This window comes from Janthinobacterium foliorum (genome assembly GCF_978021625.1).
This window is the reverse complement of record NZ_CDXDQE010000001.1, coordinates 91778-105856: the sequence shown is the minus strand read 5'-3', so window position 1 is coordinate 105856 and position 14079 is coordinate 91778. Positions and strand designations below refer to the sequence as shown.

Sequence of the window (14079 nt, the reverse complement as noted above, 5' to 3'; positions counted from 1 at the left end):
AAATTGTAGAGGTAATATGCCACAAATCGTCATTCTGCCGCACGCCAAGCTTTGCCCGGACGGCGCCGTCATCGAAGCACCGGCCGGCAAGTCCATCTGCGACATCCTGCTGGAAAACGACATCGACATCGAGCACGCCTGCGAAAAATCGTGTGCCTGCACCACCTGCCACGTGCTGGTGCGCGAAGGCATCGAATCGCTGAACGAAGCGACGGAACTGGAAGAAGACATGCTGGACAAGGCCTGGGGCCTGGAAGCCGTGTCGCGCCTGTCGTGCCAGTCCATCGTGGCCGAGGCCGACCTCGTCGTCGAAATCCCGAAATACACGATCAACCAGGTCAGCGAAGGCAGCCACTAACATGAAATGGTCCGATATACACGCGATCGCCGAGGCTTTGTTCGACGCGCATCCGGACATCGATCCCCTGACCGTGCGTTTCACCGACCTGCACAACTGGGTGGTGGAGCTGGACGGCTTCGACGATGACCACACGCGCGGCGGCGAAAAAGTGCTCGAAGCGATACAGATGGCGTGGATCGATGAAGCGCGCTAAGGGCGCGGCAGCCGCCGCCACCGCAGTCGCCGCGCCGAAAGACGTCATCACGGCCGCCAGCAACATGCCCGAGATCAAGGATGGCCAGTCGGTCGCCTTGCTGCAGGAATTGCACATCCTGACGCGCGACGGCAAGATGAACCAGGACAGCCGCCGCAAGCTCAAGCAGGTGTATCACCTGACGCAGTTCATCGAACCGCTGCTGCGCGAAGTGCAGCTGGACCACCCCGACGTGTCGCTGGTCGATCACGGCGCCGGCAAGTCCTACCTGGGTTTCATCCTGTACGACCTGTTCTTCAAGAACGGCAACGACGGTTCGCACATCTACGGCATCGAGACGCGCGAGGAGCTGGTGCAGCGCTCCCAGGAGCTGGCGCAGAAATTCAATTTCCCCGGCATGTCCTTCCTGCCGCTGTCGGTGGCCGAATCGACGGAGTCCAGCTTGCTGCCCAAGCAGATCGACATCGTCACGGCCCTGCACGCGTGCAACACGGCCACCGATGACGCCATCCACTTCGCCCTGCAGAAAAAGGCGAAATTCATGGTGCTGGTACCGTGCTGCCAGGCTGAAGTCGCTTCCGTGCTGAAGAAGAACAAGGGCAAGAGCCTGGGCAAGAACGTGCTGACGGAACTGTGGCGCCACCCGCTGCACACGCGCGAGTTCGGCAGCCAGATCACCAACGTGTTGCGCTGTTTGCAGCTGGAAGCGCACGGCTACCAGGTCAGCGTGACGGAACTGGTGGGCTGGGAGCATTCGATGAAGAATGAACTGATCATCGCCAGCTACAAGAACCTGCCGCGCCAGCGTCCGACGGAACGCCTGCAGGAAGTGCTGCAAACCCTGGGCCTGGAAGAGATGGGCCACCGCTTCTTCGCCGAGGAACTGGCGAAGGCGCAAGCCTGATTGTTGGCTTACGCGGCAAGCCGCTAAGCCAACCTACCGGATGCACCGCGTAGGTCGGATTAGCGCTCTGCGCGTAATCCGACAACACCAGTGCAATGACCAAGAGCTACGCAGGTCGGATTAGCGCAGCGTAATCCGACAATCACCGGGCAATCAGCCACAACGGCAACAAGAGGGGAGGAGCGGGTCGGTTACAATACCGGCTTTCTCCTCCTCTTGCTTTTTGCGCATCCCCCATGACCACACCACACGAAATGCCCACCGTCCGCCTGGCCAAGCGCCTGTCTGAAGACGTGCCCTGCTCGCGCCGCGAGGCCGAGCTGTATATCGAGGGCGGCTGGGTGACGGTCGATGGCGTGCTGGTGGAAGAGGCCGGTGCGCGCGTGGCGGACAAGCAGGAAGTGGTGCTGCTGCCGAACGCCACCCTGGACGAAATGCCGCCCGTGACGATTTTGCTGCACAAGCCGGCCGGCATCAACGGCGGCGTGGGCGCGGAAGGCAAGCCGGCCCTGAGCTGCCTGCGTCCCGAAGAGATCTTCACGCCGGAGAACGTGGCGCCCAGCTCCGTCACGCGCTTCCTGAAGCGCCACCTGATCGGCCTGACCATCACCAATCCGCTGGAAACCATGGCATCCGGCCTGCTGGTATTCACGCAGGACTTCCGCGTGGCCCGCAAGCTGGTCGATGAAGCCAAGACGGTGGAGCAGGAATTCATCGTCGAAGTGGCGGGCGACATCATGGAAAACGGCCTGGCGCTGCTCAATCACGGCTTGCCGTTCAATGGCAAGCCTTTGCCGCCGATCAAGGTCAGCTGGCAGAATGAAACGCGCTTGCGCTTTGCCCTGAAAAACGTGCAGCCCGGCCAGATCGCCCACATGTGCAAGATGGTGGGCCTGGACGTGGTGAGCATGAAGCGCCTGCGCATCGGCCGCATTTCCATGGGCGCCATGCCGCCAGGGCAGTGGCGCTATCTGCAAGGCTACGAGCGGTTCTAGGAACGCCTGGACAAACCTGCTGCGCGCGCTTTTTCGGCCGGCGATGCCCGCGGCCTTGGCGCCCCCTTGCTGAGTACCGTCGCGTTTCTTGGCCGCAACTAGCTTCCGCCCGCTACGGTTTTCTCAGGCGTCGTGAGACTGTCCGTTTGCTGTGGGCTGCATTTGTTCGCATGGCTTTCCGCAAAGCTTTTCCATAGCCGTTCGGCGATGTTCAGGGCGATGGTGTCGGCCTTCTCTTGCAGGGCCGCATTGCCCATGCTTTCCGTGGTGGCGAAGAACAGGGTCAGCCAGCGGCGAAACATGCAGGGCGTCAAATTTTCCATCTGCGCGTGCTGCGCCAGCGGCTTGCCGTGATAGCGCATGGTGCCGCGCAGCAAGCCGGACCAGAAATCGACCAGGGTTGCCAGGTGTTCATCCCAGTTCTTGACCTCGGCGGCAAAGACGGGACCCAGCATGGCGTCCTCGCGCGCGGCAGCATAGAAGGTGTGCACGAGGTGTCTGACCTCGTCTTCGCTGCAGACGTCCGTGCGGGACTTGATGATATGGATGTGGGGTGGGGGAGCGGTATTGTTCATGGCGTGCCATGATCGCAGAGCCCCTTCGGCGCTTCAATGACGCAGGTCAAGCCGCCGGAAAACTCAGGCGGCGACTTTCTTCGGCTTCTTCGCCGGCGCCGGCAATTGCACGATCTGCGTGCCCAGCAGCTTGTCGTGCAGGAACTGGCAGTTGCCCGTGAACAGGGCCGTGCCCGACCACGCCAGGATGCCGATGCCGATGGCGCCCAGCGCCGCCCAGTGCTGCAAGTCAAATGCATATGCCACCAGCAGCGCCGGCAGCAGCCACATCCAGGCCAGGACATAGCGGCAGGCGGCCACGCGCAAGGGCACGTGGGCATGGCCTGGCAGCACCACTTTCAGGCGCCACGTCTTCATGGCCAGGGTTTGCCCTTCGCGGCTCCATTGGTGGATGAAATACGCGCCCATGACGAGGAAGGCCAGGCATTGGCGCAGGTGTTCCGTCATCGGCGTATGCGCGCCTTGCACGATCAATTCAAATACCAGGAAAGGCAGGAACAGCACGGCCAGGGCCAGCAGCGACTCGTACACCATGGAAATCAGGCGGCGCTTGATCGTGGGCAGGGAGGTGGTGCTGGCGGCGGGCGTGCTATTTGGCATTGGTCGGCAGTGGGGCGGGCGTGGCGGGTGGCGTGACGGGCACGGTGACGGCAGGAATGGCGGCATCGGCAGCGGACGGCATCGCTGCCGGGGCAGGGGCTGGCGCCGCAGGGGCCGCCACGGCAGGCGCAGCGGCGACGGGCGCGGCTGGCGGCAGGATCGCGGCGGGCTTGCTGGTGTTCGAATTGATCGCCGGCACTTTCTCCAGCGGTTTTTTTGGCACCAGTTCCGTTGCCAGTTTTTTCTTCTGATCTTCCGGCAATTGCTGGTATTGCTCCCATTGCGCGGTTTTCTGACCCGGATCAATCTTCTTCGTGCGCGTATAGTTTTCGCGCACCAGGCGGCGCTGTTCCGGCGTCAGCTTGATCCATTCGCGCATGCGTTCATGCACGCGTGTCTGCTCGTCCGGCGTCATGGAGGCAAAGCGGTTGGCGATATCGAGCCATTTCTGCTTGCGCAGGGGCTCGAGCTTGTTCCATTCGCCCGCCAGCGGCTGCAGGGCAGCCTGCTGCGCGCGCGACAGTTTGTTCCAGGACGGATTGTCGCTGGCCTTCGGTGGCGTGCCCCCCTTGCCCGCCGTGCGGGGCGAGCCGGGCTTGGCGGGCGGGGAGGGCGCGACGGCGGCGGCCGGCGTTGCGGCGGCCATGGGCGCGGCGGCGGGCGGCGCCTGGTGCTGGCCCATCCAGGCGGCGCCAGCCAGGGCGCAGGCGCCCAGGCCGATGCCGGCGGCGAGCCAGCCAGTGCGTTTGCTGATACGTGCCATGCTTATTGCTCGCGTTTCGTCAGGTAGGCGTTGAAGCCATGGTCCATATACGCCGACAGCGGCAATTCGTCCGACAGCACGGCAGCGTCGATTTCTGCCAGTTCGGCAATATGTTGTTCCTGCTCAAACTGATAGATGCCCACCATGCCGCCGACCAGCAGCAGCAGGGGGATGATCACGCTCATGCGACCCAGCCACGATAGCGGCTGCGAAACAAAGTGGCTGGCGATGCCGGCGAAGACATTTTCACGCGCGGCTACCTGCATGGGGGCGTCCGCCTTCTTGCGCGCCAGGGCCAGTTTGCGTGCCGCTGCCAGGCGATCGGTGGTCGATGCGGGCAGGTCGTCGAGTTTTTCGTTCAGTGCATGGCGCACTTTGTAAGCGAAATTGAGATCGTCGGTGTTCATAATTTAATTCCCTTGGCTTTCAGCGATTCGGCGAGCGTGTGGGTAGCTCTGGAGCAATGTGTTTTCACGCTACCTTCGGAGCAACCCATCGCCTCCGCTGTTTCAGCCACATCCATGTCCTGCCAATAACGCATGAGGAATGCTTCGCGTTGACGTGCGGGCAGTTTTTGTACCTCTTCATCAATCAAATCAAGGATTTGCGCGCGTTCGACCTGATCGGCCGAAGATTCTGCGGCGCTGGAGCCCTGTTCCGCTTCATACGTGTCGAGTAATTCATAATCGTCATGCTCGTCGCCCGAGGATTTCATGCCGGAAAACAGGCTGACCCAGGTATTGCGTACTTTTTCGCGACGGAAATAATCGAGTATGGTGTTCTGCAAGATGCGCTGGAACAGCATCGGCAGTTCGGCGGCCGGCTTGTCGCCGTATTTCTCGGCCAGCTTGATCATCGCATCCTGCACGATATCGAGCGCCGATTCATCCTTGCGGACCGCGTAGGCGGCTTGCTTGAAGGCACGCCGCTCGACATTTTCTAGAAAGTCGGATAATTCTTTGTCTGTTGCCATGCGGTATGGGGTGAGCTTGCGGCTGCGTGTGCTGTGGGCGAAATGGAGGCGGGTATGCTTTTTGCAACCCTGAGCATGCTAGCAAAAAATGTGCGTTTCCGCATGGTTTTTGCACCGCGTGTGAGCAAAAAGGGCATTCGGCTGACATTTTCCTTGACCATAATGGTGCGACGCGATACCGTATAGGACGCTTTGAACACCCCAAAGCTCTATGGTCAGGTCGCGACCGGCACACAACGCCATCCCGCGGCAAGACGCGCTTTCATTTGTAGGCAGTTTGTTCTAACCCGCGCCACAAGCGCGAGCGGTTCGTTCAGGCGCCACAGAAACTCCGGCCAAACGAGTTGCGTTAAGCGTTGTTTTGTAAGGTATCTATGGGTGCCCAAAGAAATGTCGTGACCGCATGAAAAGGGAAGCAGGAGCACTGTCGCGCACAGCGAACTTCGTCAGGAAAGAACATCCGATCAATCTCCAATGGACCTTGAAAGGAATGTTTCATGAATACCGAAGCAGCAGGACCTATTACCGGCGCAGAAATTGTCGTGCGCTGTCTGGCTGAAGAGGGCGTCGAGCACGTCTTCGGATATCCGGGCGGAGCCGTACTCTACATCTACGACGCCATCTTCCAGCAAAACAAATTCCAGCATATCCTGGTACGCCACGAGCAGGCCGCGATCCACGCCGCCGATGCCTATTCGCGCAGCTCGAACAAAGTCGGTGTCGCCATCGTCACGTCCGGTCCGGGCGTCACGAATGCCGTCACGGGCCTGTCGACCGCCTACATGGACTCGATCCCGATGGTGGTCATCTCCGGCCAGGTGCCGAGCCACGCCATCGGCCAGGATGCGTTCCAGGAATGCGACACGGTCGGCATCACGCGCCCCGTCGTCAAGCACAACTTCCTCGTCAAGGACGTCAAGGACCTGGCAGCGACGATCAAGAAAGCCTTCTTCATCGCCCGTACCGGCCGTCCCGGACCCGTGCTGGTGGATATCCCGAAGGATATCAGCATGCACAAATGCCATTTCGACTATCCGAAGGAAGTCGAGATGCGTTCCTACCGTCCCGTCGACAAGGGCCATTCGGGCCAGATCCGCAAGGCCGTGCAGCTGCTGCTGCAGGCGGAACGTCCGATGATCTACACGGGCGGCGGCGTGATCCTGGCGCATGCGGCTCCCGAGCTGAACAAGCTGGTCGACCGTTTGGGTTTCCCTTGCACCAACACCTTGATGGGACTGGGCGGCTACCGCGCCTCGAGCGAGCAGTATGTCGGCATGCCCGGCATGCACGGCACCTACGAAGCGAACATGGCGATGCAGAACTGCGACGTGCTGATCGCCATCGGCGCCCGTTTCGATGACCGCGTGATCGGCAACCCGAAACATTTCGCCTCGCATCCGCGCAAGATCATCCACGTGGACATCGATCCATCGTCGATTTCCAAGCGCGTGAAAGTCGATATTCCCATCGTCGGCAACGTCAAGGACGTGCTGATCGAGTTCCTCGCGCAGCTCGACGCGGCCGAAGCCAAGCCGAACGTCAACGCACTCTCGAACTGGTGGAAGCAGATCGCCGAATGGCGTGGCCGCGAATGCCTGAAATACCCGACCTCCGACCTGGTCATCAAGCCGCAATCGGTGGTGGAAAAAGTCTTCCAGATCACCAAGGGCGACGCCTTCATCACGTCCGACGTGGGCCAGCACCAGATGTGGGCCGCGCAATACTATGGCTTCGACAAGCCGCGCCGCTGGATCAATTCCGGCGGCCTGGGCACCATGGGTGTCGGCTTGCCTTACGCCATGGGCGTGCAGATGGCCAATCCGGACGCCACCGTGGCCTGCATCACGGGCGAAGGCTCGATCCAGATGTGCATCCAGGAGCTCGCCACGTGCAAGCAGTATCACCTGACGCCGAAGATCATCATGCTCAACAACCGTTTCCTCGGCATGGTGCGCCAATGGCAGGAAATCGACTACGGTTCGCGCTATTCCGAGTCGTACATGGATTCGCTGCCGGACTTTGAAAAACTGGCAGAAGCATATGGCCACGTGGGCATGAAAATTGAAAAACCGGGTGACGTCGACGGCGCCCTGAAAGAGGCGTTTGGCATGAAAGACAGGCTGGTATTCATGAACTTCATTACCGACCAGTCGGAAAACGTGTGGCCAATGGTGAAAGCCGGCAAGGGCCTGTCTGAAATGATGCTCGGCTCGGAGGACCTCTGATCATGCGCCATATTATTTCTGTCTTGCTGGAAAACGAAGCGGGCGCCCTGTCGCGCGTGGTGGGCCTTTTCTCGGCGCGCGGCTACAACATCGAAACATTGACCGTGGCGCCGACGGAAGACTCGACCCTGTCGCGCATGACCATCGTCACCAGCGGTTCGGACGACATCATCGAGCAGATCACCAAGCACTTGAACCGCCTCATCGAGGTGGTGAAGGTGGTGGACCTGACCGAAGGCCAGCATATCGAGCGCGAGTTGATGCTGATCAAGGTCCGTGCCGTGGGCAAGGAACGCGAGGAAATGAAGCGCACCGCCGATATCTTCCGTGGCCGCATCATCGATGTGACCGAAAAGACCTACACGATCGAGCTGACCGGCAACAAGGTCAAGCTGGACGCGTTCATCGATTCGATCGACCGCGCCGCCATCCTGGAAACCGTCCGCACGGGCGGTTCCGGCATCGGCCGCGGCGAGCGCATCCTCAAGGTATAAAAAGACAAGCAGCACTACGCGGCCTTCGGGACCGCATTTAAAACAACAACGCATCATCAAATCATAGGAAATACCATGAAAGTTTTTTACGACAAAGACGCTGACCTCTCCTTGATCAAGGGCAAAAACGTGGCCATCATCGGCTACGGTTCGCAAGGCCATGCCCATGCACAAAACCTGAACGATTCGGGCGTCAACGTCACCGTCGGCCTGCGCAAGGGCGGCGCTTCCTGGACCAAGGTCGAGCAGGCGGGCCTGAAAGTAGCGGAAGTCAACGACGCCGTGAAAGCAGCCGACGTCATCATGATCCTGCTGCCGGATGAAAACATCGCCCAGGTCTACAACGACAACATCGCGCCATTCGCCAAGCAGGGCGCCGTGCTGGCCTTCGCCCACGGCTTCAACGTGCATTACGGCCAAGTCGTGCCACGCGCCGACCTGGACGTGATCATGGTCGCGCCGAAAGCGCCTGGCCACACCGTGCGCGCCACCTACACCCAGGGTGGCGGCGTGCCGCACCTGATCGCCGTGTACCAGGACAAGTCGGGCATCGCCCGCGATATCGCCCTGTCGTACGCGTCGGCCAACGGCGGCGGCCGTGCCGGCATCATCGAAACGAACTTCCGCGAAGAAACCGAAACCGACCTGTTCGGCGAACAGGCCGTGCTGTGCGGCGGCGCCGTGGAACTGATCAAGGCCGGTTTCGAAACCCTGACGGAAGCGGGCTACGCGCCGGAAATGGCGTACTTCGAGTGCTTGCACGAACTGAAACTGATCGTCGACCTGATCTATGAAGGCGGCATCGCCAACATGAACTACTCGATCTCGAACAACGCCGAGTACGGCGAGTACGTGACGGGTCCGAAGGTCGTCACCTCGGCCACCAAGGATGCAATGCGTCAATGCCTGAAAGACATCCAGACGGGCGAATACGCGAAGAGCTTCATCCTGGAAAACAAGGCGGGCGCACCGACCCTGATCTCGCGTCGCCGCCTGACGTCCGAGCACCAGATCGAAGAAGTGGGCGCGAAACTGCGCGCCATGATGCCTTGGATTGCCAAGAACAAGATGGTTGACCAGTCGAAGAACTAAACAGTTCCTGCGGAATCAAGAAAAACCGGCACATGTTGCCGGTTTTTACGTTTGGGCCCATCACCTCGGGAATAGGCGTATATTAAAATTTTCCTTTTTGTTATTATTGCATTCCAGAATTTTTTAGGATCCATATCGTGAATGCCGTCCATGCGCTGCGCCGCCGTCCCATGTCCTTGGGCATCATTACCTTCCTCATGCTGTGGGGTTCCGTGGTGGCCGCGCTTGAGTTGCTGGCGCAGGGAGCGCTGCCGACATCGCTGCGGTACCTGATGTTTTTCGGCGGCATCGTCAACCTGGTGGCCGCGTTCGCCATGCTCAAGAGGCGTAACTGGGGGCGGCTGCTGTATGTGGGCTGGAATGTGGCTGCAGGTGTCATCGGCCTGGCCACGGTGCCGGACAAAGCGGCGCTGCTGCCTGGTTTGGCGGCGTTCGCCATTTTCTCCTTCTTTCTTTTTCGTCCCGACGTCAATGCCTATTTCCGCAGCCTGGATGCGGCGAACGACGCCTGAGCCCGTGGGCTTGTCATCGCTGCCGACACGATGACAAGCCGGGCAGAGCCGGCATGGAAACGGGCTCTTGCCCGTCGGGCCGTCTTGCGCGCCCCCCTCCTGTCTTTCTATATTCCTATATAATCCCGCCCTTCCTTTGCAGTTTCACATGAACTGCATCTGTTTCGGTATCTGCCGACCGCAACGCGCATCACCGCTTTCGTAGCACGCCAGGCGCTGTTTTTTACTTTGCCGCTTGCGCAACCAGAAGGACTCCTATGACTGACCGTTTTACCGCCACAGTGCCGCCCTCGGCTGCTGTCGCTACTCCCATTCCCCAACGTCTTCCCGTCCTGGCCTTGCTGGCCCTGGCGATGACGAGCTTTATTGCCATCCTGACGGAAACCTTGCCGGCCGGCCTGCTGCCGCAAATCGCCCAGGGACTGGGCATTTCCGAAGTCATGACAGGCCAGCTGGTGACCGTGTATGCCATCGGTTCCATATTGACGGCGATCCCCCTGACGGCGCTGACGAGCGGCTGGCGCCGGCGCAATGTGCTGCTGCTGGCCATCGTCGGCTTCCTGATTTTCAATACGGTGACGGCCCTGTCGCCGCACTACCTCATTACCCTGGCGTCACGCTTTCTGGCCGGCATGGCCGCTGGCCTGGCCTGGGGCTTGATGGCTGGCTATGCGCGCCGCATGGTGAGCGTCGAGCAGCAGGGCAGGGCGATGGCCATTGCCATGATCGGCACGCCCCTGGCCCTGTCGCTGGGCGTGCCGTTGGGCACCCTGATGGGTGGCGTGCTGGGCTGGCGCAGCATCTTCGGCATCATGTCCGGCCTGGCCGTGGTGCTGATCGCCTGGGTATTGCTGGCCGTGCCCGATTACCCTGGACAGAAGAATGGCGAGCGCCTGTCCATCCGCCAAGTGTTCATGACGCCCGGCGTGCGGCCTATCCTGGCGGTGATCGTCGCCTGGATGCTGGCGCATAATATTTTGTACACCTATATCGCACCGTTCCTGGCGCCATCGGGCTTGCGTCCGCGCGTCGACCTCGTGCTGCTGGTATACGGCGTCGGGTCGCTGGCCGGCATCTGGCTGATCAGCCAGCTGATCGACCGCTGGCTGCGTACTTTGGTACTGGGCTGCATCGCCGCGTTTGCCGTGGTGGTGGTCGCGCTGGGCCTGGCGATGGACGCGCCGGCCGTCATCTATATCAGCATGGCCATCTGGGGCATCACCTTTGGCGGCGCCGGTACCTTGCTGCAAACGGCGTCGGCGGACGCGGCCGGCGACGGCATGGATGTGGCCCAGGCCATGGTGGCGACCATCTGGAACGTGGCCATCGCGGGCGGCGGCCTGGCCGGCGGCATGCTGCTCGACGGGTATGGCGCAGCGTCATTCCCGTGGGCCATGCTGGCCCTGCTGCTGGTAGCCTTGACCATTGCCTGGCGCGCGCGCCGCTACAGCTTCAAGCCGGGCCGCCGTAGCGGCGTGGTGGTGGCGGGACATTAATATCGATGTAATTTAAAATAACGTTGTTATTAAAATGTGAGTAAATGTGACCGCCAGACGCATTTTGTGACGATTTGTTAATTTGCGCCACGGGAAGGTTTGAGGCGTTAGAATCTACACAGTTTGACAAGTTTCTCAAGCGAAATGGGGCGGCATGTACCGTCCCGTTCCTTACTGTCAGCCATTCTTAACCACCTAGGAGTCCCCCATGACCGTGATGAAATCCGTCCTTGTTGCTGCCGCAGCTACCGTTGCCCTGAGCGCACAGGCCCAATCCCTGCCGACCAGCGGCACCCTGGTGGTCGTCCCCGCATTTGGCGAAGTCAAGCATGTGAATGACCAGGTTGTTGCCACCCTGGCTGTCGAAGAGCAGGACAAGGACAAGGCGGCCGCAGCGTCGCGTGTCAACCAGAAGATGAACAAGGGTATCGCCATCGTCAAGCAGGCCGACCCGTCGGCGGCACTCAAATCGTACGGCTACTACACCTATCCCGTGTATCCGGAAGAGCGTCCATTGCCAGCCGGCGCCGTGGCCAAGCCGCGCTTGCCAACGGCCTGGCGCGTGGGCCAGTACCTGGAAGTAACGACGGCCAACCTGACGGCACTGCCAAAAACCGTGTCCGCAGCGCAAGGCGTGCTGACCCTGAATGGCTTGAATTTCGGCCTGAAGCCGGAAACCATCCGTGTGCTGGACGACCAGCGCATCGCCGCCACGTATAAAAACCTGAACGAGCGCGTGGCCGCCATTGCCAAGGCCATGGGCCGCAATGTGTCCGATGCCGTGCTCGATACGGTGGACTTCGAAGGTTCCGGCAATTACGCTGGTGAAAGCCGTCCAGCCGCCGCGCCGATGATGATGCGCAGCGCCAAGATGGCCGATGACAGCGCAGTCGCCGAACCAAGCTTCGAACCAGGCGAAACCACGCTCGACATGCGTGTCGTCGGCAAGGTCAAGTTCAAGTAAGCGCGTATCGCGCAAGCGCCTGATGTGGAATATGCGACGCAATAAATATTTCCACATTAGAATGTTTTAAAGATCATGGGGCTTTACGGCCCCATGCTTGTTTTTGCCCCATTATTTTTCAGGAGAACTGCATGACCGTCATGAAATCGATGCTGGCCGCTGTTGCCGCTACCGTAGCCCTGTCCGCCCAGGCGCAAGGCCTGCCCACCTCCGGCACCCTTGTTGTCGTGCCCGCGAATGGCGAAGTGGTGCATGCGAATGACCAGGTCACCGTCACCCTGGCCATCGAAGAGCAGGACAGGGACAAGGCTGTGGCCGCCTCGCGCGTGAACCAGAAGATGAACCAGGGCGTGGCCATCGTCAAGAAGGCCGACCCGCAAGCCGTGCTGAAGACCCAGGGCTATTACACCTATGCCGTGTATCCGGAAACGGCACCCTTGCCAGCCGGCGCCACGGCCAAGCCAAGGGTGGCCACGGGATGGCGCGTGGGCCAGTACCTGCAGGTGACGACGACCAATCTGGCTGCCTTGCCGAAAACGGTGTCCGCCGCACAAGCCGTGCTGACCCTGAACCGTTTGAATTTCAGCCTGGCGCCCGCTACCGTGCGCAAGCTCGATGAGCAGCGCATCGCCGCCGCGTACCAGAACCTGAACGAGCGCGTGGCCGCCATCGCCGGCGCCATGGGCCGCAAGGTCAGCGATGCCGTGATCGATACCATCGACTTCGAGGGTTCGGGCAACTATGCGCAGCGCGTCAACGTGACGGGCGCGCGCAACATGAGCGCCGATGCGGCAGCATACGGCGGCAGCCAGGTGGCCGAGCCGAGCTTCGAGCCGGGCGAAACGACGCTGAACATGGGCCTGGTGGCGAAGATCAAGTTCAAATAAGGCTGGTATCGGCGTCAATATTGCCAGCTTGACGCCGCCGCGCTTTTCTTTGGCGGTGGCTCCTCTATAATGGCAACATCGGCAGGTGCATGGTTTGACCAAGTCGCCTGCCATCTGGCACCGAATCCCCGGCAGTACACAAGAAATGGAACAACATGGCAAACTTCCCCCGTCGTAGAGGCAAGAACGGCACCCCCGCAGCATCCAAAGCTTCCCGCTTCAGCAAATTCGTGCGCCAGCCGGTCGCCGATGGCGCGGGCAAGAAAACCTTGCGCCGCCGCGGCATCTATCTGTTGCCGAATGCCTTCACGACGGCTGCCCTGTTCTGCGGTTTCTACGCCATCGTCATGGCCATGAACCAGAAATTCGAACACGCGGCCTGGGCCATCTTCATCGCCATGATCCTCGACGGCCTCGATGGCCGCATCGCGCGCCTGACGAATACGCAGAGCGAATTCGGCGCCCAGTACGACAGCCTGTCCGACATGGTGTCCTTCGGCGCCGCGCCGGCGCTGGTGATTTACGAATGGTCGCTGCGCGGCATGGGCAAACTGGGCTGGCTGGCCGCCTTCGTCTACTGTGCCGGCGCCGCCTTGCGCCTGGCCCGTTTCAATACGAATATCCAGGTGGTCGACAAGCGCTTCTTCCAGGGCTTGCCCAGCCCGGCGGCGGCGGCCATGGTGGCCGGCTTCATCCTGCTCATGAACGACCTCGAATTCGCCGGCAACCAGCTGGCCTGGGTCTCATGGACGATCGCCTTGTTCGCCGGCCTGACCATGGTCACCAACGTGCCGTTCTACAGCTTCAAGGATGTGAATTTCCGCAAGTCCGTGCCTTTCATCGTGGTGTTCCTGCTGGCATTGTTCTTCGCGTTGATTTCCATCGACCCGCCGAAAGTGCTGTTCCCGATTTTCGTTGCCTATGGCTTGTCCGGCTATGCCGTGTTCTTCTGGCGCATGGCGAAAGGCAAGCCGGTCAGCATCATCCAGACGGACCCGGAGCACTGACGACACCCTGGGCCGGTAGCCACTTCTTTCCATCAGCG

17 protein-coding genes are annotated in these 14079 nt (G+C 60.8%); 12 read left to right on the top strand and 5 right to left on the bottom strand.

Going from position 1 to position 14079, the window contains the following annotated elements:
- Positions 1-16: 16 nt before the first annotated feature.
- The 4 genes from fdx (at position 17) to ACZ92H_RS00460 (ending at position 2453) form a co-directional block, all read left to right on the top strand.
- Entirely contained in the window at positions 17-358 is a 342-nt protein-coding gene (fdx, locus tag ACZ92H_RS00475; RefSeq protein ID WP_034750070.1) for an ISC system 2Fe-2S type ferredoxin, read from the top strand.
- Between the two features lies 1 nt (position 359).
- Positions 360-554, top strand: a complete 195-nt coding sequence (iscX, locus tag ACZ92H_RS00470) for a Fe-S cluster assembly protein IscX (protein ID WP_070288776.1) — start codon at positions 360-362, stop codon at positions 552-554.
- Complete coding sequence (locus ACZ92H_RS00465; protein ID WP_465048380.1) at positions 541-1458, top strand: class I SAM-dependent methyltransferase; 918 nt, start codon at positions 541-543, stop codon at positions 1456-1458. The genes iscX and ACZ92H_RS00465 overlap by 14 nt, the downstream gene beginning before the upstream one ends.
- A gap of 236 nt (positions 1459-1694) precedes the next feature.
- Entirely contained in the window at positions 1695-2453 is a 759-nt protein-coding gene (locus tag ACZ92H_RS00460) for an rRNA pseudouridine synthase (protein WP_465048381.1), read from the top strand.
- Positions 2454-2551: 98 nt separating this feature from the next.
- Here ACZ92H_RS00460 and ACZ92H_RS00455 read toward each other — a convergent pair whose 3' ends face one another.
- From ACZ92H_RS00455 to ACZ92H_RS00435, 5 genes are all read right to left on the bottom strand, one after another.
- Positions 2552-3028, bottom strand: coding sequence for a group III truncated hemoglobin (locus ACZ92H_RS00455; RefSeq protein WP_131372699.1), 477 nt, complete (start codon positions 3026-3028; stop codon positions 2552-2554).
- A gap of 63 nt (positions 3029-3091) precedes the next feature.
- Positions 3092-3628 (bottom strand): RDD family protein, encoded by a 537-nt coding sequence (locus tag ACZ92H_RS00450; RefSeq protein ID WP_465048382.1) that lies wholly within the window; start codon positions 3626-3628, stop codon positions 3092-3094.
- Positions 3618-4391: a DUF3106 domain-containing protein gene (locus tag ACZ92H_RS00445; protein WP_465048384.1), complete on the bottom strand. Its 774-nt coding sequence runs from the start codon at positions 4389-4391 to the stop codon at positions 3618-3620. Before ACZ92H_RS00445 ends, ACZ92H_RS00450 begins: the two co-directional genes overlap by 11 nt.
- Before the next feature lie 2 nt (positions 4392-4393).
- Positions 4394-4798 carry a DUF3619 family protein gene (locus ACZ92H_RS00440; RefSeq protein ID WP_131372704.1) on the bottom strand — a complete coding sequence of 135 codons (405 nt, stop codon included), beginning with the start codon at positions 4796-4798 and terminating at the stop codon, positions 4394-4396.
- Positions 4795-5364: an RNA polymerase sigma factor gene (locus ACZ92H_RS00435; RefSeq protein ID WP_131372705.1), complete on the bottom strand. Its 570-nt coding sequence runs from the start codon at positions 5362-5364 to the stop codon at positions 4795-4797. The genes ACZ92H_RS00440 and ACZ92H_RS00435 overlap by 4 nt, the downstream gene beginning before the upstream one ends.
- 497 nt (positions 5365-5861) lie before the next feature.
- On the opposite strand from ACZ92H_RS00435, the gene ACZ92H_RS00430 reads away from it, so the two are divergent.
- The 8 genes from ACZ92H_RS00430 to pssA all read left to right on the top strand — a co-directional run bounded on the left by ACZ92H_RS00430 (position 5862) and on the right by pssA (position 14041).
- Entirely contained in the window at positions 5862-7589 is a 1728-nt protein-coding gene (locus ACZ92H_RS00430) for an acetolactate synthase 3 catalytic subunit (protein WP_131372706.1), read from the top strand.
- A 2-nt stretch (positions 7590-7591) separates the two neighbouring features.
- Positions 7592-8083, top strand: coding sequence for an acetolactate synthase small subunit (gene ilvN / locus ACZ92H_RS00425; RefSeq protein ID WP_010399754.1), 492 nt, complete (start codon positions 7592-7594; stop codon positions 8081-8083).
- A 75-nt stretch (positions 8084-8158) separates the two neighbouring features.
- On the top strand, positions 8159-9175 hold the full coding sequence (gene ilvC, locus ACZ92H_RS00420) for a ketol-acid reductoisomerase (protein WP_131372707.1): 1017 nt from the start codon (positions 8159-8161) through the stop codon (positions 9173-9175).
- A gap of 137 nt (positions 9176-9312) precedes the next feature.
- The gene (locus ACZ92H_RS00415; protein ID WP_465048386.1) at positions 9313-9687 is read left to right on the top strand and encodes a hypothetical protein; all 375 of its coding nucleotides are present in this window, start codon (positions 9313-9315) and stop codon (positions 9685-9687) included.
- 257 nt (positions 9688-9944) lie between these two features.
- On the top strand, positions 9945-11183 hold the full coding sequence (locus ACZ92H_RS00410; RefSeq protein ID WP_465048387.1) for an MFS transporter: 1239 nt from the start codon (positions 9945-9947) through the stop codon (positions 11181-11183).
- 208 nt (positions 11184-11391) lie between these two features.
- Positions 11392-12147 (top strand): SIMPL domain-containing protein, encoded by a 756-nt coding sequence (locus tag ACZ92H_RS00405; protein ID WP_131372710.1) that lies wholly within the window; start codon positions 11392-11394, stop codon positions 12145-12147.
- A 131-nt stretch (positions 12148-12278) separates the two neighbouring features.
- A complete protein-coding gene (locus tag ACZ92H_RS00400; RefSeq protein ID WP_465048388.1) occupies positions 12279-13034 on the top strand; it encodes an SIMPL domain-containing protein in 756 nt (251 codons plus the stop codon).
- A 155-nt stretch (positions 13035-13189) separates the two neighbouring features.
- Positions 13190-14041 carry a CDP-diacylglycerol--serine O-phosphatidyltransferase gene (gene pssA, locus ACZ92H_RS00395; protein WP_102295117.1) on the top strand — a complete coding sequence of 284 codons (852 nt, stop codon included), beginning with the start codon at positions 13190-13192 and terminating at the stop codon, positions 14039-14041.
- The last annotated feature ends 38 nt before the right edge of the window (positions 14042-14079 follow it).